Origin of the sequence: Pseudogemmobacter lacusdianii (genome assembly GCF_030848395.1) — a bacterium.
Lineage (GTDB): Bacteria > Pseudomonadota > Alphaproteobacteria > Rhodobacterales > Rhodobacteraceae > Pseudogemmobacter > Pseudogemmobacter lacusdianii.
Window position 1 is genome coordinate 38,741 of record NZ_JAVDBT010000019.1, and the last position, 19,251, is coordinate 57,991.

Annotated in this window: 19 protein-coding genes; 8 read left to right on the forward strand and 11 right to left on the reverse strand. The window is 62.0% G+C overall.

The features are described 5' to 3' along the window. The first annotated feature begins 51 nt into the window (after positions 1–51). The gene (locus Q9295_RS16435) at positions 52–2,304 is read left to right on the forward strand and encodes a heavy metal translocating P-type ATPase (RefSeq protein WP_306681678.1); all 2,253 of its coding nucleotides are present in this window, start codon (positions 52–54) and stop codon (positions 2,302–2,304) included. 75 nt (positions 2,305–2,379) lie between these two features. On the opposite strand, the gene Q9295_RS16440 is transcribed toward Q9295_RS16435, so the two are convergent. The 5 genes from Q9295_RS16440 to Q9295_RS16460 form a co-directional block, all read right to left on the reverse strand. Continuing rightward, positions 2,380–3,111 (reverse strand): sulfate/molybdate ABC transporter ATP-binding protein, encoded by a 732-nt coding sequence (locus tag Q9295_RS16440; RefSeq protein ID WP_306681679.1) that lies wholly within the window; start codon positions 3,109–3,111, stop codon positions 2,380–2,382. A 10-nt stretch (positions 3,112–3,121) separates the two neighbouring features. Beyond that, positions 3,122–3,991, reverse strand: a complete 870-nt coding sequence (cysW, locus tag Q9295_RS16445; RefSeq protein ID WP_373457476.1) for a sulfate ABC transporter permease subunit CysW — start codon at positions 3,989–3,991, stop codon at positions 3,122–3,124. Continuing rightward, positions 3,984–4,835: a sulfate ABC transporter permease subunit CysT gene (gene cysT, locus Q9295_RS16450; protein ID WP_306681680.1), complete on the reverse strand. Its 852-nt coding sequence runs from the start codon at positions 4,833–4,835 to the stop codon at positions 3,984–3,986. The genes cysW and cysT overlap by 8 nt, the downstream gene beginning before the upstream one ends. A gap of 76 nt (positions 4,836–4,911) precedes the next feature. Continuing rightward, complete coding sequence (locus tag Q9295_RS16455) at positions 4,912–6,126, reverse strand: sulfate ABC transporter substrate-binding protein (RefSeq protein ID WP_306681681.1); 1,215 nt, start codon at positions 6,124–6,126, stop codon at positions 4,912–4,914. Positions 6,127–6,314: 188 nt separating this feature from the next. Beyond that, positions 6,315–6,779 (reverse strand): RrF2 family transcriptional regulator, encoded by a 465-nt coding sequence (locus tag Q9295_RS16460; protein WP_306681682.1) that lies wholly within the window; start codon positions 6,777–6,779, stop codon positions 6,315–6,317. Positions 6,780–6,931: 152 nt separating this feature from the next. Between Q9295_RS16460 and Q9295_RS16465 the strand changes: the two genes are divergently transcribed. Together Q9295_RS16465 and Q9295_RS16470 are read left to right on the forward strand one after the other, a co-directional pair. Continuing rightward, positions 6,932–7,405 (forward strand): Lrp/AsnC family transcriptional regulator, encoded by a 474-nt coding sequence (locus Q9295_RS16465; protein ID WP_306681683.1) that lies wholly within the window; start codon positions 6,932–6,934, stop codon positions 7,403–7,405. A gap of 175 nt (positions 7,406–7,580) precedes the next feature. Further along, positions 7,581–7,736 (forward strand): hypothetical protein, encoded by a 156-nt coding sequence (locus Q9295_RS16470; RefSeq protein ID WP_306681684.1) that lies wholly within the window; start codon positions 7,581–7,583, stop codon positions 7,734–7,736. Positions 7,737–7,817: 81 nt separating this feature from the next. On the opposite strand, the gene Q9295_RS16475 is transcribed toward Q9295_RS16470, so the two are convergent. From Q9295_RS16475 to Q9295_RS16485, 3 genes are read right to left on the reverse strand one after another with little or no spacing between them, the layout of a single operon-like run. Continuing rightward, positions 7,818–8,657, reverse strand: a complete 840-nt coding sequence (locus Q9295_RS16475; RefSeq protein ID WP_306681685.1) for an energy transducer TonB — start codon at positions 8,655–8,657, stop codon at positions 7,818–7,820. Further along, positions 8,654–9,064, reverse strand: coding sequence for a TonB system transport protein ExbD (gene exbD / locus Q9295_RS16480; RefSeq protein ID WP_306681686.1), 411 nt, complete (start codon positions 9,062–9,064; stop codon positions 8,654–8,656). The genes Q9295_RS16475 and exbD overlap by 4 nt, the downstream gene beginning before the upstream one ends. Before the next feature lies 1 nt (position 9,065). Further along, a complete protein-coding gene (locus tag Q9295_RS16485; protein ID WP_306681687.1) occupies positions 9,066–10,013 on the reverse strand; it encodes a MotA/TolQ/ExbB proton channel family protein in 948 nt (315 codons plus the stop codon). Between the two features lie 372 nt (positions 10,014–10,385). On the opposite strand from Q9295_RS16485, the gene Q9295_RS16490 reads away from it, so the two are divergent. The 4 genes from Q9295_RS16490 to Q9295_RS16505 are packed head-to-tail and all read left to right on the forward strand — an operon-like array spanning position 10,386 to position 14,123. Next, positions 10,386–11,423, forward strand: coding sequence for a hemin-degrading factor (locus tag Q9295_RS16490; protein WP_306681688.1), 1,038 nt, complete (start codon positions 10,386–10,388; stop codon positions 11,421–11,423). Then, positions 11,420–12,274 carry a heme/hemin ABC transporter substrate-binding protein gene (locus Q9295_RS16495; protein ID WP_306681689.1) on the forward strand — a complete coding sequence of 285 codons (855 nt, stop codon included), beginning with the start codon at positions 11,420–11,422 and terminating at the stop codon, positions 12,272–12,274. The genes Q9295_RS16490 and Q9295_RS16495 overlap by 4 nt, the downstream gene beginning before the upstream one ends. Positions 12,275–12,278: 4 nt before the next feature. Then, positions 12,279–13,343, forward strand: a complete 1,065-nt coding sequence (locus Q9295_RS16500) for a FecCD family ABC transporter permease (RefSeq protein ID WP_306681690.1) — start codon at positions 12,279–12,281, stop codon at positions 13,341–13,343. Further along, the gene (locus Q9295_RS16505) at positions 13,344–14,123 is read left to right on the forward strand and encodes a heme ABC transporter ATP-binding protein (protein WP_306681691.1); all 780 of its coding nucleotides are present in this window, start codon (positions 13,344–13,346) and stop codon (positions 14,121–14,123) included. A gap of 30 nt (positions 14,124–14,153) precedes the next feature. Here Q9295_RS16505 and Q9295_RS16510 read toward each other — a convergent pair whose 3' ends face one another. Then, positions 14,154–14,303 carry a hypothetical protein gene (locus Q9295_RS16510; protein ID WP_306681692.1) on the reverse strand — a complete coding sequence of 50 codons (150 nt, stop codon included), beginning with the start codon at positions 14,301–14,303 and terminating at the stop codon, positions 14,154–14,156. A gap of 286 nt (positions 14,304–14,589) precedes the next feature. Next, positions 14,590–16,308 (reverse strand): methionine--tRNA ligase, encoded by a 1,719-nt coding sequence (gene metG, locus Q9295_RS16515; RefSeq protein ID WP_306681693.1) that lies wholly within the window; start codon positions 16,306–16,308, stop codon positions 14,590–14,592. 197 nt (positions 16,309–16,505) lie between these two features. On the opposite strand from metG, the gene Q9295_RS16520 reads away from it, so the two are divergent. Further along, positions 16,506–17,546, forward strand: a complete 1,041-nt coding sequence (locus Q9295_RS16520) for an aldo/keto reductase (protein ID WP_306681694.1) — start codon at positions 16,506–16,508, stop codon at positions 17,544–17,546. A 66-nt stretch (positions 17,547–17,612) separates the two neighbouring features. Here Q9295_RS16520 and Q9295_RS16525 read toward each other — a convergent pair whose 3' ends face one another. Beyond that, entirely contained in the window at positions 17,613–19,073 is a 1,461-nt protein-coding gene (locus Q9295_RS16525; protein WP_306681695.1) for a mannose-1-phosphate guanylyltransferase/mannose-6-phosphate isomerase, read from the reverse strand. Positions 19,074–19,251 lie beyond the last annotated feature (178 nt).

Here is a 19,251-nt window from a genome sequence, read left to right on the forward strand (position 1 = left end):
CTGATTCGATGAAAACAAGGGTCGGGCCGGATTGGGTCCGGAAGTGTTGCGATGCGTGAAACGATTTCCGAAGGGCAGCCGGGCGATCTGGCCCCGCAGATGCAGCGCCATGAATGGCATGTGACGGGCATGGATTGTGCCTCCTGCACGGTGAAAGTCACCCGCGCGGTTCAGCGCTTGCCGGGTGTCACCGGCGTGAACGTGGCGCTGATGGCCGAGCGTCTCTCGGCCGATCTTGCCCCCGGCAGCGCGCCGGAGGCGGTCGAGGCGGTGGTGCGCCAATTGGGCTATCAGATCACGCCAAGGGCCAAGGCAGCCGAAGCGCTGGGCGACCACAAAGACCACGCGCATAACCACGGCGGCAGCCATGCGCCGCATGGGGCAGGGCATAGCCACAGCCATGATGACCCCGCCGATCGTGGCAAAAGCTGGTATCAAACCGCCAAGGGACGGCTGGTGATCGTCACCTTCCTCCTCCTCGCAACCGCTTGGGGGATCGAGCTTTTCACCCCCTTCGAACATGGCGCTTGGGCCTTTATCGCCGCTTGCGTGATCGGCGTCGCCCCAGTGGCGCGCCGCGCTTGGGCCGCGTTGCGGATGGGCCAGCCCTTCACCATCGAAAGCCTGATGACCATCGCCGCCATCGGTGCTTTGTTCATTGGTGCTGCGGAAGAAGCCGCCCTTGTCGTCTTCCTCTTCGCGGTGGGCGAGGTCTTGGAAGGCGTTGCCGCCAACAAGGCTCGCGACGGCATCCGCGCCTTGGCCGCTTTGGTCCCGAAAACTGCTCTTTTGGAAGAGAACGGGCAAACCGTTGAGATCCCTGCAGAAACCCTGCAAATCGGCCAGATCGTTTTGGTCCGTCCCGGCGACCGTCTGCCCGCGGATGGTGAGATCGTCGAGGGAACCTCTGGCATTGATGAAAGCCCGGTGACCGGCGAAAGCGTGCCGGTGACCAAGGGGCCGGGCGATCCGGTCTTTGCCGGATCCATCAATGCCGAGGCCGCTTTGCGCCTCCGCGTCACCAAAACCGCCGCCGATAACACCATCTCCCGCATCATCCGCTTGGTCGAAGAGGCCGAAGAGGCCCGCGCGCCGACCGAGCGGTTTATCGACCGTTTCAGCCGCTGGTATATGCCCGCAATCACGGGCCTTGCGGCGCTCGTGATCCTGATCCCGCCGCTCTTTTTCGGCCAAGATTGGGGCACTTGGACCTATCGTGGCCTCGCCCTTTTGCTGATCGGCTGCCCCTGCGCCTTGGTGATCTCGGTCCCGGCCTCCATCGCTTCGGCGCTTTCGGCAGGCGCAAAGCGCGGGCTCTTGATGAAGGGCGGTGCTGTGATCGAGGCGGCGGCGCGCATCCAGCAGGTCGCCTTTGATAAGACCGGCACGCTGACGCTAGGCCGCCCGGTGGTGATCGATATTATCCCCGCTGAAGGCATTGATCGCACAGAACTTCTTGCTGTAGCGGGTGGGGTGGAGACTGGCTCCAGTCACCCGCTTGCCCAAGCGATCCTGCGCGCTTTGCTCACCGAAGGCGTCACCGCGCATCCCGCCCGCGACGCCCGCGCGCTGCCCGGTAAGGGTGCCGAGGCCGTAGTCTCAGGGGGGACCGCTTGGGTCACCTCACCCAGCCATGCAGCCACCAAGGGCGGCATCAGGCCCGAGATGAAGACCCTCGCCGCAAGGCTTGAAGGCGAGGGCAAAACCGTCGTCGCGGTCTTTCGAAAGGACCAGCCCTTGGGCCTTCTGGCGATGCGCGACCAACCCCGCGCCGATGCGGCCGCCGCTATGGCACAGCTGCAAAGGCTGGGCGTCACCGCCACCATGCTCACCGGCGACAATCCTCGCACGGCCGATGCGATCGCCAGCAGCCTTGGCATGGAGTTCCGCGCCCAGATGCTGCCCGAAGATAAGCTTGAGGCGATCCGGGCGATGCAGGCCAAAGGTGGCGTGATGATGATCGGCGATGGCATCAACGACGCCCCGGCGCTGAAACAGGCCGGAGTGGGGGTGGCAATGGGCTCGGGCACCGATGTGGCGCTGGAAACCGCCGATGCGGCGATCCTGCGCGACCGGGTGGCGGATGTGCCAACGTTGATCCGCCTTGCCCGCGCCACCATGGGCAATATCCGCCAAAACGTGACGCTCGCTTTGGGCCTGAAAGCGGTGTTTTTGGTGACTTCGGTCTTCGGCATCACCGGGCTTTGGATCGCCATTCTGGCCGATACCGGGGCCACGGTGCTGGTGACGCTGAACGCCTTGCGGCTCTTGCGCTATAACCCAGAGGAGCAGACGCAATCGTAACGATGTAGAATTATGTAAAGTAAAGGCCCCCATCCGAACGATGGGGGCCTTTGAAATGTGCGAAATCTGCAAGCCCTAAGCCGAGATAAACTCACGCACGAAGTCGCTCGCAGGCCGCGCGCGGATATCGGCAGGCTTGCCGATCTGCTCAATCCGCCCGCCGGTTTGCGAGCCAGACATCACCACCACCAGATCGGCCAGCTCCATCGCCTCGTCTTGGTCGTGCGTGACAAAGACCGTGGTCAGCCCGGTCTCATCATGGATATCGCGCAGGCCCTGCCGCAGCTCTTTGCGCACCTTGGCATCCAAAGCGCCAAAGGGCTCATCGAGCAAAAGCATCCTTGGCTCAATCGCCAGCGCCCGCGCCAAAGCCACCCTTTGCCGCTGCCCGCCCGAAAGCTGCGTCGGATAACGAGGGCCGATCTCGGGCAGTTGGATCAGCTCCAAAAGCTTTTGCACCCGCCGCGCGATCTCGGCTTTCGGCGGACGGCTCGCCCGTGGCCGCGCCTTCAAGCCGTAAGCGATGTTTTCAAACACCGTCATATGCCGGAAAAGCGCGTAAGACTGGAACACGAACCCCGCCCGCCGCTCTTGCACCGTCAGCCCGGTCGCATCCACCCCATCAAAGCGCACCCGGCCCGAGGTTGGAAACTCCAAACCGCCAAGGATCCGCAGCAAGGTGGTTTTCCCCGAGCCCGAAGGCCCCAGCAAAGCCACCAAAGCCCCAGAAGGGATCGAGAGGGACACCGGCGCCAAAGCCGCAGTGGTGCCAAATTGTTTCGAGATTTCATCGATTTCGATATGCATGGGTGTTCTCCTAATGCCGGCGCGCGCTGGCAAGCTGATCGGCATGGCGGATCTCAAGGGCGGTTTTCAGAAGCAGGGTGACAAGGGCCAGAAGGGTCAGCACAGCGGCCATGCTGAAGGCCGCGACCGAGAGATATTCGTTGTAGCTCATCTCAATCGTGATCGGCATGGTCGCGGTCTGGCCGCGAATTTTGCCGGAAACCACGGCGACGGCGCCAAATTCCCCCATCGCGCGGGCGTTGCACAGAAGCACGCCATAGAGGAGAGCCCAGCGGATATTCGGCAAAGTCACCGTCCAAAAGGTGCGCCAACCGCTGGCCCCCAAAGTCAAAGCCGCCTCTTCCTCGGCGCGGCCTTGCTCGACCATCACCGGGATCAGTTCGCGCGCGACGAAGGGGAAGGTCACAAACATCGTGGCCAAAGCGATGCCCGGAAGCGCGAAGACGATCGGATAGCCATTGGCCACCAGCCAGCCGCCCGCCCAGGAATTTGCGCCAAACATCAAGACGATGCAAAGACCCGCCACCACGGGTGAGACCGAGAAGGGCAGGTCGATCAAGGTGATCAAAAACGCCTTTCCCCGGAAATCGAACTTGGTGATGAACCAAGCCGCCGCGATGCCAAAGGCGGCGTTCAGCGGCACCGAGATCGCGGCAATCATCAAGGTCAGCTTGATTGCAGCCAAAGCGTCCCGGTTGCCAAGGCTTTTGATCGCCGCCCACCAGCCCTTGGATAAAGCCTCGGCAAAGACCACCAACAAAGGCGCGAACACCAAGATCCCAAGGCCGATCACGGCAACCCCGATCATCGTCCAACGGGCAGCGGGGCTTTCTTCGGTGGCCGAGCGGAAGCGGCCTTCATAGGGGGTGATATCAGACATGACCAATCCTCCTGCGGCTCCAAACCCCGATCAGGTTGATCACCAAAAGCATCGCAAAGCTGATCAAAAGCATCGCAATCCCAATGGCCGAGGCCTCGTTATATTTGAATTCTTCCAACTGGATAACGATCAGCAGCGGCGCGATTTCGGTCACCAGTGGGATATTGCCGGCAATGAAAATGACCGAGCCATATTCACCCACCGCCCGCGCCAGCGACAAGGCAAAGCCAGTCAAGGCGGCGGGCATCAGCATCGGCAGGATCACCCGGCGGATCGTGTGCAGCCGACTGGCCCCCAAAGTGGCCGAGGCTTCTTCAACCTCGCGCTCGATCTCTTCGACCACGGGCTGCACGGTGCGGGTGACGAAGGGCAGGCCGACAAAGACCAGCGCCAGGAAAATGCCCCATTGGCTATAGGCGATCTTCCAGCCGATCTCTTTCGCCAAAGCGCCAAACACCCCGTTCGGCGCATAAAGCGCGGTCAAGGCAATGCCCGCCACCGCCGTCGGCAAGGCAAAGGGCAGATCCACCGCCGCATCCAACAGCCGCCGCCCCGGAAAGCGGTAGCGCACCAGAACCCAAGCCAGAAGCACGCCAAAGATCAGATTGAAAAGCGCCGCCAAAAGCGACAGCCGGAACGACAGATACAGCGCCCGCCACACCCGCTCGCGGTTCACCGTCTCCCAGATCCCCGCCAGACCAAAGCTGGCGCCTTTCAGCAAAAGCGCGCCAATCGGCAGCAGGACGATGATCGAAATCATCGTCAGCGTGATCCCCATCGAAAGGCCCAAGCCGGGCATCGGTGATCGGTGGATTAAGGGGCGGCGGGTCACAGTTCGGTGCATCGGCGTCTCATTTCACGGGGGAAGGGGGCGGCGAAAAAGGGGCCGGTGGCGTAACCCACACCGGCCCCGAACGTGCTTATTTCGCGATATAGATCTGGTCGAAGATGCCACCATCGCCGAAATGCTCGGGCTGCACTTTCGCCCAGCCGCCGAAATGCGAGATATCCACCAGTTCCAGATCGGGGAAGCGCGCCACATCATCGGGATTGGCCGCCGACGTGTCCCAACCGCGATAAAAGTTTTTATAAACAATGGCCTGACCTTCCGGGGTGTAAAGGAAGGTCAGATAGGCCTCCGCGACTTTGCGCTGCTCTTCGGTCTTGATATTGGCCTCGACGATCGCAATCGGCGGCTCGGCCAGCACGGAGACCGAAGGCACCACGATGTCGAACTGATCCTCGCCAAGCTCTTGCAGCGCCAGATAAGCCTCATTCTCCCAAGCCAGAAGCACATCGCCGGTGCCGCGCTGGGCGAAAGTGTTGGTCGAGCCGCGCGCCCCGGAATCCAAGACCGGCACATGCTCAAACAGCTCTTTCACAAAGGCCTGCGGGTCTTGGCCGTTCTTTTCCGCCCAAGCCCAAGCCGCCAGATAGTTCCAACGCGCCCCGCCCGAGGTTTTGGGATTGGGCGTGATCACTTCAACCCCGTCAGCGACCAAATCACCCCAATCTTTCAGACCCTTAGGGTTACCCTCGCGCACCAGAAACACGATGGTCGAGGTATAGGGGCTGGAATTATGCGGCAATTTCGACTGCCAATCCTCCGGCAATTTGCCCGCTTCGGCGATCCTGTCGATGTCCGAGGCCAAGGCCAGCGTCACCACATGCGCCTCAAGCCCGTCGATCACCGCCCGCGCTTGGCTGCCCGAGCCGCCGTGGCTGGTCTCAATCTCAACCGCCGGATTGCCTTGCGCTTCCCACCAGGCGGCAAAGCTTTCATTCACCTCGCGGTAAAGCTCCCGCGTCGGATCGTAGCTCACGTTCAGCAGGGTCTGAGCGCCCGAAGGTGCGGCGCTAAACGCCAGCAATGCCAAGGCAATAGCGCTTGCAGCGCCCTTCAGCCCCGCCACCGGCCAGCCGGTCCAGCGGCGCGCGCCATCGGCGATGGTCAACCGCCCGTCGCCATGTTGCGCCACAATCGCGCCCTGCGCCAAGACGGTCCCGGCCAGTTTAATCGTCGCCATGTTACTCTCCCTATCTGCCGGCGCGGCAGCTGCATCAGCGGCGCGCGGCGTGAAGTTCCAGAAGGACTGAAGCCCGGGGACGGTCAGCAAAAGCGGCAATGCTGTCACCCTGATCTCCTTGGTCAAACCTGCCCCGGCGGTCAGTGTTCCGGGTCTGGCTTAATAACGACAGGAGTGGTCGAGTATTGCAACGGAATATTGACGCCTAATTTAATCGTGATTTTAGAAGGAAATTCTCAGCGCGACTCCAACGGATCGCGGCGGGATCTTCGCCAAATTATAAGGCTGTCAGGGGCTTACGCCTGTTCCGGCGCGCCCAGAACCTGATCGGCAATGCTGCCTTGCCGCATCATATCTTCCAAAGTCAGCGACTCGATGATCAGAAGATAGGACCAGAACACCTCGGCAAAGACCTTGCGGATGCGGCAGCTGGCCTCATCGGTGCAATCCTCGCAGCGTTGATAGGCGCGGCGCGACAGGCAGGGCAGGGGGGCAATCGGCCCGTCAATCGTGCGCAGAAGCTCCGAGATCGACACATCCGCCGGCCGCTTGATCATGCTATAGCCGCCCGAACGTCCGCGGGTCGAGGCGATCACGCCAGCATTGCGCACTTCCAGCAAAATATGCTCCAAAAACCGCTTGGGCGTGCCCGAGCGTCTGGCAATCTCTTCGATTGTCAGCGCCTGAGGTTGGGCTTTGCCCGCCTCATCGGCCAGTGCCAGCAGCGCCTTCAGCGCATATTTCATCTTCTGCGTGATCATATCCCAGCGTTACGATGAGCATAGACGAGAATCAATGTCGGCTTTGCGGGTTTAGCGGCTTTCTGATTATACACGATAGAGGCGCTAGACATTTGCTGGTTTGTCTGCATTCTAACGTCACCCGCCCTTAGTGCCGGAAAGGAAGCAGCCCAATGACCGCTCTGGACCTCATCGACCGCAAGATCGTGGCCGAGCTGATGGAAGACGCCACCCAGCCGATCGCGCGCATCGCCGACCGCGCCGGGCTGTCGCAGACCCCGGCATGGAAGCGCATCCAAAAGCTTGAAACCACCGGGGTCATCACCCGCCGCGTGGCTTTGGCCGATCCCGCCAAGCTCGGCTTTGGCCTTACCGTCTTTGTCGGCATCGAGGCGCCCGACCATTCCGCCGAATGGCGTGAGGCGTTTCTGGCGGCGGTGGAATCGATCCCCGAGATCATGGAATCTTGGCGGATGGCGGGCGAGATGGACTATCTTTTGCGCGTCGCGGTGCCGGATATGGCGGCCTATGACGGGCTTTATAAGCGGCTCACCGATGCGGTGGCGATCAAGAATGTCACCAGCCATTTCGCGATGGAGCGGATGAAGTTCACAACCGCTTACCCCGTAGACGTCAAAAACCGCTAAGAAAACCTGCCGAGCGGAGAATAATTTTTCCCAGAGCGGCAAAATTCGCACAAGATTAATCACGAGTATCTTGCTAGATTAACTGTGACGAGTCGACGACGGCCTTGGTTTCCGGATCGATCTGCCCCGATCCCCTTAGGCCCCGCCGGCGCTGCCCGTCATGTAGGAGCCAAAGATGAACCGTCTTTTCCGTCAACCTGATCGCGGCCCGCTCGGCTATGCCGCGCTGGCGATCTTCGTTTTGGCCTATCTCTTTGCTGTCGCGCTGATCGTGGCGCCGGGCCAGATCCTGCCCAAGCCCTCGGCTGCCGTCTACGAAACCGCTGAATAAGACCACCACCAGATAAGGCCTGCGCCGCCCCTTTTCCCGTAGGGAAGGGGCGGCGCGGCGCGTTTCGGCAGCGATGTCGGCTCAGCTGCCGATCTGGAAGGAATAGCTCACCGTGGCGCCGCTTGGCGTCGGACCAAAGGGCCCCGACTTGCGCACCGCATCCAGTGCTGCACCATCAAGCTTGCTGTCGCCAGAGCTTTGCAAAATCTGCACCGAGGCCAACCCACCATTTGCCGCAATGGTCAGCCCGACCAGTGCCGTGCCACGGCCCTTGATCCGGCGGGTTTTCTTCTGAATCTTCTTAAAGACCGAGGTCTGATAGGCCTTGGGCGAGACATTCGAGCCGCCCTGCGCCTTGCCCGCCTTGGCGCCGGTGGCCGCGGCTTTGGCATCGGCCTGAACGCTGTCTTTCTCGGTTTTCTCGGCCTTTTTCGGCGCTTCCGCGACCTCTCTGGGCTTCTCGGCCTTCTTCTTCGGCTTGGGCTCAGGTTTCGGTTCGGGCCTTTTCTCAGCCTTCTTCACCGGCTCAACCGGCTTTTCTTCCACCTTTTCTGGCTCCACCGGCTCTTCGGGGGGCGGCGGCAAAGCCAGATCGGCAACGGCGGGCGTTTCGATCTTTGGCAAGCTCAAGGGCGTGTGGAAGGGCTTTTCTGGCGGCAGTTCCTCGGCAATCTCAGGCGGCGGTGCCTCATCGGGCAAAGCCGCCTGCTGGTTGACCTCATCCATCACCTCGGGGGCTTCTTCCGCCACAGCTGCCACCGTCGGTGCGCTTGATGGCAGCATCGACAGGTCCAGCATCATCGGCGCATCCGTCACCCGGCTTTGCTGCACCATTGCCAGTGCCGCAGCACCCGACAGCAAAGCCGCCGAGGAGGCACCCGCCAAAAGCCAACCGATAAACCGCGAAGGAGCCGCACTCATTGCGCGCCCTCCAATCCAACCAAGGCCACCTTCAGATAGCCCGCGGCGCGCAAGGCGTCCAAAACCCCCATCAATGCGCCGTAATCGATGCTGCGATCGGCGCGCAGGAAGACCGGCGTGTCGCGCTTGCCGCCGGTTTCTGCATCCAGAGCTGCGGCCAAAGCGGCTGTATCCAGCGCGGTTTCATGCAGCATCAGGCTGCGATCCGCGGTGAAGGTCAGCCACAAAGGCTCATCGGGGCGGTCGGTGCTGGGCGCGGTTGAACCGGGCAGATCCACGGCGATATCCACCGTCGACAAAGGCGCTGCCACCATGAAAACAATCAGCAAAACTAGGATAACGTCGATGAAAGGCGTGACGTTGATCTCGCTCAGCTCGCTCTCGCCTTCGTCCAGCTTGACCGCCATCTTAGGCCTCCATCCGCGCATCCAGCGCCTGGCTGAAGCGGCGCAGCACCTCGGCGGTGCCATCGGCCAGCTTGTGGCGATAGGCGGTGATCCGGCGCTGGCAGCGGTTGTACAAGAGCACGGCCGGGATCGCGGCAACAAGGCCAATGCCGGTGGCCAAAAGCGCCTCGGCAATGCCCGGTGCCACCACCGAAAGGCTGGTGGTCTTGGTGGCGGCAATCGCCAAGAAGCTGTTCATGATGCCGAAAACCGTGCCGAACAGCCCGACAAACGGCGCGACCGACCCGATCGAGGCCAAAAGCCCAGTGCTGCCGCGCAGCTCTTGCACCGCACCCGCCTCAATCCGTTCCAGCGACAGATCCAGACGTCCGCGGGCCGAGGCGCGCAGATCCGCGGTCAAAGGCTTCGGCAGTTCGGCCAGCTCCGCCGCCGCCGCCCGGATGCTCAGCGCCAAGGGGCCATTGCCTTCGGTCAAGGCAAGCCCCTCGCTGGCGCGCAAAGCCGCATGGGTCTTGGCCAGACGCGCAAAGGCCAGTTGGAACTCAACCATTTTAAACAGGAAAATCGTCAGCACCGCGAAGATCGAGGCCGCAAGCAGCGCCATCACCGCCTGCACCACCGGATGCGCCATCAACACAAGGCTCATCAAATCGGTCTCAACATGCGGCGCGGCAGGTTGCGGATCGCTCACCGGCAAAGCAGGGGCGGCGGCCGGTGCAGCCTCTTGTGCTGCGGCAGCCTCAGCCTCAGTCTCTGGTGCGACCGGCGCCTCGGTCGCGGGCAGAGCCACGCTCGGCGTCTCAGTGGCAGGGGCAGCCAGCTCCGGCGCGCTCGTGGACACTTCTGGCGTTGCAGCCTCTTGCGCCCAAGCGCCCCCGGACAAGGCCATTAACCCAACCAGACCGGCAGTTGCAGTCAAGCGCAGCTTCGCGGGGGTGATCTTCAACATCTCTTGCCTCAAGCCGGGGCCAATCTCCGGCATTTACCGCCAAATTTCGGCGCCTGCGCCGAATGTTTCCGGCAGGTCCGCGCCAAAATGCGGCCAGTTTTCCATCTCCCAGCGCCTGCTCTCAAAGCAGAGGAGGCAACCACTGGAACGCTCGCAGGGCTTCTACCTTTCGCGTGCGCCGGGCTTATGGGCTAGGGCTGGCCGTAGAAGATTCTGACTTGAACTGTCAGGAGTGCGCTTCTAGAAATGCCTACTGTAATTGTCAAGTATCTGAGCCCCCGCAAGGGGCCCTTAGAATAAGGCAAATTCCGCCCGCGCCCCAGCCGCCGCCAGTGACGCGCGTATCCAAATGGACCACTGGAAGGACATGTCATGGCCAAACTGGCCCCTGAGCAGATTCGCGCCGCCCGTTCCGAGAATATGAAAGCCCGCGCCCGGGATTTCGCTATGGTGCAAGGCATCACCGAGGCGGATCTGGTCGCGGCCTATGTCGGCCAGACCGCCACCGCGATCGTCGCCGACCCAGACCGGCTGTTGCCTTGGGTGGGCAAGCTTGGCGATGTCATGGCACTGACCCGCAACGCGCATTGCGTGCATGAACGGCGCGGCACTTACCTTGATTACCGCACCGGCGCCTTTGCTGCGATGGTGCTTGGGCCCGAGATTGATCTGCGGGTCTTCGGCAAGCATTGGGTGCATGCCTATGCGGTGGAAGAGCCGGGCGAGAATGGCCCGCGCCGCAGCCTGCAAGTCTTTGATGCCGCAGGCGATGCTGTGCATAAAGTTTGGCTGAATGCCGAGTCTGACCACGGGCCTTGGGCCGATCTCCTCGCCAATATGCGCCTGCCCGAGCAGTCCGACAGGCTCACGCTCACGGAACCCAAACCAGCTGATCCCGCCAAGGGTGAGCCCGACCAAGCCGCCGGGCTGCGCCAGGCTTGGGACGCGATGACCGACACCCATCAATTCATCGGCATGACCCGCGATCAAGGCGTCAACCGCCTCGGCGCCTACCGGATTGCCGGCGCGCCCTATGCCGAACGGCTTGACCCGAAATCCGTGACGCTGACCCTTGAACGCGCCGCCGAGGGCCAGATCCCGGTGATGATCTTCGTTGGCAATATGGGCTGCATCCAGATCCACGGCGGTCCGATCGAAAAGGTTATGCCGATGGGGCCTTGGATCAACGTCATGGATCCGCGCTTCAACCTGCACCTGCGCACCGACCGTCTGGCCGAGGTTTACCGCGTCTGGAAACCCACCCGCACCGGCGATGTCTTCAGCGTCGAAGGTTTTGCCGCGGATGGAGAACTGATCTTGCAGATCTTCGGTTACCGCAAAGACACGCCCGCCGAGCCGTGGAATGCCCTCGTCGCAGAGCTGCCCGCACTGGAAGAGGTGCAAGCATGATGCGCTTTCCCAAACCCGCGCTTATGGCGCTTGCTCTTGCCAATCTTGGTCTTCCGGCGCTTGCCGAAAGCCAAGAGCGGCTGATCGCGCTTGGCGGCTCGGTCACGGAAATCGTTGTGCTTTTGGGCGAGGAAGGCCGCCTTGTGGCGCGCGATTCCACCTCGACCTATCCGCCCAGCGTCGAGGCGCTGCCCGATGTGGGCTATATCCGCGCGCTCTCGCCGGAAAATGTGTTGGCGCTTAACCCCGCCCTGATCATCGCCGATGGCGACGCCGGTCCGCCCGCCGCCGTCGAGGTGCTGCAATCCGCCGGTATCCCCTTTGCGGTGATGCCGGTGACGCATGACGCCGATGGCATCCCTGCCAAAATCACCGCTGTGGGGCAGGCTCTCGGCAAGCCCGAGGAAGGCGCCACTTTGGCCGCTTCGGTCTCCGCCGGTCTTGAGGCCGCGAAGATCCGCGCCGCCGCAGTGCCGGTCAAAAAGAAAGTCCTTTTCCTGCTGTCGATGAACGGCGGCAAGCTGATGGCTGGGGGAGAGGGGTCTTCCGCCGAAGGTATCATTGAGCTCGCAGGCGGAGAAAACGCCGCAGTCGGTTTCCAAGGCTATAAGCCCATCACCGACGAGGCGATCATCGCCGCGGCCCCCGATGTCATCTTGATGATGGACCGCGAGGGCGATCTTGCCGCGGCCGATGCCGAGGTTGTCGCCCATCCTGCTTTGGGCGAGACCCCGGCGGGCAAAACCGGCGCGATCATCCGGATGGACGGGCTTCTCCTTCTGGGCTTCGGCCCGCGCACGCCCGAAGCCGCCGAACAACTTTATCAAGCGCTCTATGGGGTTAAAGGGTAACCAGATGACTGCGCTTGCCTCCTCACGCGCCCGGCCGGGCCTGCGGCCTGTGCCTTACGGGCTGACCGCAGGGCTGATCCTGCTGGTGCTTGCCGCATCGATCCTGTCGCTCACCTCTGGCGCGGCGGGCCTTGGGCTTGGCACCTTGCTCAAAGCCCCCTTCAGTGCCGAGGGGCTCACGCTGCGCGATAAGGTGGTCCTCTATGACATCCGCCTGCCGCGTCTGGTGATGGGGCTTGCGGTGGGGGCAGCGCTCGCCGTTTCGGGCGTGCTGTTGCAGGGGCTGTTCCGCAATCCGCTGGCCGATCCGGGCATCGTTGGCATCGGGGCAGGGGCCGGTCTTGGTGCGGTGATGGCGATCGTTCTGGGCAGCTTCCTGCCGCTGTGGATGGCCGATCTCATCGGTGCGCATCTGGTGCCCTTTGCGGCCTTCTTCGGCGGTTGGGCCGCGACGTTGCTCCTTTACCGCGCCGCCACCGCCGGGGGGCGCACCGATGTTGCGACCATGCTCTTGGCGGGCATTGCGCTGGGCGCTTTGGCGGGGGCGGTCACCGGGGTGATGGTCTATATGGCCGATGACAAACAGCTGCGCGATCTGACCTTCTGGGGCATGGGCTCGCTTGCGGGCGCCACTTGGGGCAGGCTCGCCGCCGCTTTGCCGCTGATCCTTTTGGTGCTTTTGATCGCGCCGGGTTTGGCACGCGGCCTTAACGCGCTGGCCTTGGGCGAGGCGCAGGCCGCGCATCTGGGCCACAACGTGCAAAGCGTGAAGCGCCGTGCGATTTTCGGCGCCGCCGCCGCGACGGGGGCCGCTGTAGCGGTCTCGGGTGGCATCGGCTTTGTCGGCATCGTGGTGCCGCACCTGTTGCGCCTTGCGATGGGCCCCGATCACCGGCTTCTCCTGCCGCATTCCGCACTGCTTGGCGCTGGGCTCTTGGTGCTGGCCGATCTTGCCTCTCGCTCGATCGTCGCCCCGGCCGAGCTGCCCATCGGCATTCTCACCGCGCTCTTCGGCGCCCCCTTCTTCCTTTGGATCCTTCTGCGCCAGAAGGGCGCGCTTCGTGGTTAAATGCTTGAAATAACGGACATCTACGCCAGCCTTGCCAAGCGTGAGGTGCTGCATGGCATCAGCCTGACCGCGAAAGCCGGTCAGGTTTTGGCCATTTGCGGCCCCAATGGCGCCGGCAAAAGCACGCTTCTCAAAGCCGCTTTGGGCGAGATCCCCGCCCGCGGTGACGTCAAGCTCAACGGCCAATCCACCGCCAAGGCCAAAGCCTCGGATCTCGCCCGCCAGCGCGCCGTTCTGCCGCAAGACACCCAAGTCGCCTTCGCCTTCACCGTGGCCGAGATCGTTGCGATGGGCCAAGAGGCCGGAGATTTCGCCGCCGAGCCGGGGCTGATCGAGGCCGCTCTGGCCGCGGTTGGTCTGGCCAATCATGCCACGCGCCCTTTCCAAACCCTTTCAGGCGGCGAGCGGCAGCGCAGCCATCTCGCCCGCGCTTTGGCGCAGGTCTGGCAACCCATCGGCCCGCAAGGTCCGCGTTGGCTCTTCTTGGATGAGCCGGTCGCCAGCCTTGATCTTGGCCATCAGCTGCAAGTCATGCGGCTGGCCCGTGCCTATGCCGATCAGGGCGGCGGCGTTGTCGCCGTGATGCATGACCTGAACCTTTCGGCCATGTTCGCCGACCGCATGGCCTTCATCATCGACGGCCGTCTCGCCGCCGAAGGCACCCCGGCCGAGGTGCTGACTGCCCCGCTTCTTGAGCGGGCCTATGGCTGCAAGGTGGCGATGAACACCGCCCCGCAAAGCGGGCCGTGGTTCCTCCCACAAGCCTGCGATCAGGCATAAAGCGCCCCTGAGCAGGGGGCGCTTTATGCCTTAGTCTATGGCCTGCAGCGCCCCTGGGGGCGGCGCATGCAACAGCTCTTTCGGAGTTAAGATCAGCCCCACCATCGCGACATAAGCGATGATAAAGAGCACGGCGGCAGCAATGGCATATGAGCGCCGGGGCGGCGATGTTGCAGACATCTCGGGGCTCCGTTCTGGGCAACTAGGGAAAGATCACAGGTCCGAACCCTCTCAACATATCACGGAGACTGTTCCGAAGTCCGCTGTTCTTCAGGTTGTATCTAGGATCATTATCTCCTGTTTCTGGGCATGGGCGGAAAAACTTCCCACTGCTGGGCGCGCAAAGCTGTACAAATGAACAATAGGACAAGGCGCTTTGCGGTGATTCTTAGGCAAAGCAAAGGCCGGTTCACTTTCGCGAACCGGCCTTACCATTGTCTTAACGCTGAAGCTTGAAAGCGCAGGCTCAGTCGCGCTTGCCGGCAAAGCGCTGCTGCCATTCCGCGCGCTCTTCATCAGTGATCTTGCGGAACAAATTCTCAGGCACTTCAAAGGCATGGCCTGCCGGCAGCGCCGACATCGCCGCCGCCACATCATCGGGCCAAGACCAATCGTCCGAGCCCATCGCCTTCATCATCACGGCTGCTGCATCCGGGATGAAGGGCTGCGACAGCACCGCGTAGACCCGGATCAGGTTCAACGACAGCCGGATCATCGTCTGAGCCGCCTCGGGGTCGGTCTTCACCACCGACCAAGGCGCCGCCGATTGCAGATATTCGTTGCCGATCACCCAGATGCCGCGCAACTCAGTCGCCGCTTTGCGGACCTCCATCGCCTCCATGCAGGCCGCATAATCGGCAATCCGCGTGCGCAGATCCTCGATCAGCCGCAGCTCTTGCTCGCCATACATGCCGCCCGCCGGAACCTCGGTGCCAAATTTCGAAGCGCAGAACTTCGTCACCCGGCTGACAAGGTTGCCCAAGACATCCGCCAGATCCTTATTCACCGACACTTGGAAATTCTCCCAAGTGAACTCGGAATCCGAGCTTTCGGGCGCATGGGACAAGAGCCACCAGCGCCAGTAATCGGCCGGAAGGATCGACAAAGCCTGATCCATGAACACGCCGCGCCCGCGCGAGGTTGAGAATTGGCCACCATCATAGTTCAGGTAATTGAACGACTTAAGGTAATCGACCAGCTTCCACGGCTCGCCCGAGCCCAAGATCGTCACCGGGAAAGACAGGGTGTGGAAGGGCACGTTATCCTTGCCCATGAACTGGTAATAGGTGACGTCATCGGCGCCCTTATCGGTGCGCCACCACCGCTCCCATTCCGCATCGGGCTTGCCATTGGCATCGGCCCATTCCGCGGTCCCGGCGATATATTCGATCGGCGCGTCGAACCAGACGTAGAAGACCTTGCCTTCCATCCCCGGCCAAGGCTCATCGCCTTTTTGCACCGGAATGCCCCAATGCAGATCGCGGGTGATGCCACGGTCTTGCAGGCCTTCGCCATCATCCAGCCATTTCAGCGCGATCGAGGTGGTCAGCACCGGCCAATCGGTTTTCGAGGTGATCCAATCGCGCAGCTGTTGGCGCATCTCGGATTGGCGCAGGTAAAGATGCTTGGTCTCGCGCACCTCCAAATTGGTCGAGCCCGAGATGGTCGAGCGCGCATCGATCAGATCGGTCGGGTCCAGCTGCTTGGTGCAATTGTCGCATTGATCGCCGCGCGCCGAGTCATAGCCGCAATTGGGGCAGGTGCCCTCAATATAGCGGTCGGGAAGGAAGCGGCCGTCATCGATCGAATAGACTTGGCTCTCCGAGACCTCTTTTATCAGGCCTTGCTCGTCCAACCGCGCCGCGAAGGCTTGGGTCAGGCGGTGGTTGCGTTGGCTGGACGAGCGGCCAAAATGGTCAAACGACAGCCGGAAGCCGCGGGCCAATTCCGCCTGCACCTCATGCATCTCAGCACAATATTCATCGACCGGCTTGCCGGCCTTTGCCGCGGCCAATTCCGCCGGAGTGCCATGCTCATCGGTGGCACAGATGAACATCACCTCATGGCCGCGCGCGCGCATATAGCGGGCGAAAAGGTCTGCCGGCAGCTGGCTGCCGACCAGATTGCCCAGATGCTTGATGCCGTTGATGTAAGGAATGGCGGAGGTGACGAGAATCCGTGCCATGAGGGCCTCCAAATGCAAGTTTGCGCCCGTTTAAACTAAGGCGTTGCAAAGGGCCAGATGCTTGCGCCGCTGCTGATGTGCTTGGCGCGCAGCAGCCTGACCAAAGCCAGACGTGATCCATACGCTTGCCATACGTTCGCCATACGCTTGTCTGTGCCGCTCCAACGGCTAATCTGGCGGTCCAGAAGGAGAGAACGATGAAGATGATCCCGCTTGGCGAAACCGGCCTGACCGTGACGGAGATTTGCCTCGGCACGATGACTTGGGGCAGCCAAAACACGGAAAGCGAGGGCCATGCGCAGGCCGATATGGCGCTTGATCATGGGGTTACCTTCTGGGACACCGCCGAGATGTACCCTGTGGCCCCGGTAAAGGCCGAAACCGCAGGCGATACCGAAGCGATCATCGGCTCTTGGCTGGCCGCGCGCGGGGGGCGTGATCGGCTGGTTCTGGCCACGAAGATCGTTGGCAAGGGAGAGGTGATCCGCCCCGGTGAGGTGATCACCGGCCGGCAAATGCGCGCCTCGCTTGAGGCGTCTTTGCGGCGTTTAGGCACTGATTACATTGATCTTTATCAACTGCATTGGCCCAACCGTGGCAGCTATCACTTCCGCAAACATTGGGATTTTGCGCCGGTGCATGTCGACCGCGCAGCCGAGACGGCCCATATGGAAGATGTGCTGGCGACCGCCAAAGCCTTGGTGGATGAGGGCAAGATCCGCGCCATTGGTCTGTCCAATGAGACCGTCTGGGGTGCTGGGCGCTGGCTGCATCTGGCGGAAAGCCTCGGCCTGCCGCGGATGGCGACAATTCAGAATGAATACAACCTCTTGTGCCGCCAGTTCGACACCGATTGGGCCGAGTTCTCGATTGCCGAGAATGTGCCGCTCTTGGCCTATTCACCACTGGCGGCGGGGCTTTTGTCGGGCAAATATGCCGGGGATGTGACGCCCGAGCATACCCGCCGCAGCCGCGTGCCTGACCTTGGCGGCCGTATCACTGCCCAAGTTTTCCCCGCCGTCGCGGCCTATCTGGGCATCGCCGCGCGCCACGACCTTGACCCCTGCCAAATGGCCATCGCCTTCTGTCGCACCCGGCCTTTCACCACGATCCCGATCATCGGCGCCACCTCACTAGAGCAGTTGAAGGTAAACCTCGGTGCGGCGGATTTGGTGCTGTCGGAGGAGGTTTTGGAGGAGATCCGCGCCGTGCGCCGCGATCATCCGATGCCGTTCTAAATGTTCGAATAGGTCAAAGAATAACGGCGCCCCACCCCTAGGGCGCCGTAATTTTGTAGATTAAGTTCAACCCTTAGCGCCTTGGCCCCGGGCATAGACATCGTCGTAGCGGGTGATGTCATCTTCGCCAAAATAGCTGCCGGTTTGCACTTCGATCAGCACCATCGGCAGCTTACCGGGGTTTTGCAGCCGGTGAACTGAGCCGATCGGGATATAGACCGACTGGTTCTCATAAACGAGCAACTCACGCTCATCGATGGTCACACGGGCGGTGCCTTCGACCACGATCCAATGCTCGGAGCGGTGCATATGCGATTGCAGCGACAGCGCCGCACCGGGGTTCACATGGATGCGCTTGACCTGAAACCGGTCACCATTGGCAAGGCTTTCATACCAGCCCCAGGGCCGGTAGTCGCGGGGCAGGGTTTCGGCCTGCCGAGCGCGGCGGGCTTTCAGCACCGCCACCGCTTGTTTCACATCCTGAGCCCGGTTGGCCGAAGCCACCAGCACCGCATCGGGCGTGGCAATGGCGATGATGTCGGTAAGGCCAATTCCCACCAGCTCAACCGCTTCGGATTCCGAGCGCAACAAGGTGTCGCGGCAGTCAATTGCTGTTGCGTGGCTTGAGGTTACCACCCCCGCTGCATCCGGCGTCCCTTGCCGCCAAACCGCATCCCAGCCCCCCAGATCGGACCAGCCCTCCGAGAAGGGGACCACCGAAAGGTTCGTTGCTTTCTCCATCACGGCATAGTCGATCGAGACATCCTGAACCCCGTCCCAAGCCTCGGGATCCAAACGTAAAAAGCCCAAATCGTTGCGGCCTAGTTCAAGCGCTTTGCGCACCTTTTGCAGCATCTCGGGCGCAAACTTTTCGTAAGCAGTGATGAGATCTCTGACTCTGAAAAGGAAGATGCCAGCGTTCCACAGGAAGTTACCCTGCGCCACCATCTCTGCCGCCCGCACCGCATCGGGCTTTTCGACGAAGCGCGAGAGCGGCACCGCTTCACTTTGGCTTTCTGCTGCCAGCTCAAGATAGCCATAACCGATCTCAGCCCGGTCCGGTGTGATGCCAAACGTCACGATCTGTCCCGTCCGCAAAGCCGGCAGCCCGCGTCTGACGGCGGCGCGAAATGCTTGCGGGTTCGGGATCTCATGGTCTGAGGGGGCGACCAAAGCCACGGCTTCTGGATCGCTTTGCGCAAGATGCAGCGCCGCCGCCAAAACCGCCGGAGCGGTGTTGCGCGCGGCCGGCTCGATCAAGATCGGCCCGGGATCGATGCCCACGCGGGCCAGCTGCTCGGTCACCACAAAGCGGTAGTCCGATCCTGTGACAACAACCGGGCGGGCAAAGGCTGTCGTGGCCTCCTGGCCCGAAAGCCGCTGGGCCGAGGCTTGGAACAGGCTGACCCCACCGACCATCAGCGCAAATTGCTTGGGATAGCTCTTGCGCGACAGCGGCCAGAGCCGCGTACCGGAGCCGCCACAAAGAAGGATCGGCGTGATCTGTTGAAGGGGCTCAACGGCCATGCTTTGAAGGTCCATTCGGTAAAGCGGCGCTTCTGCGGTTCACTGCCGGGTTTTGCGGCCAGATGACCCGATGGGGAAACGCGGATCAACTGTTTTTTAGCGCATGGCCGGGTTAGGGTCAGGACCCATTGATTATCCACTCGCGGCGTGATTCAGGCTCCGCGAGGAGACTGACAGA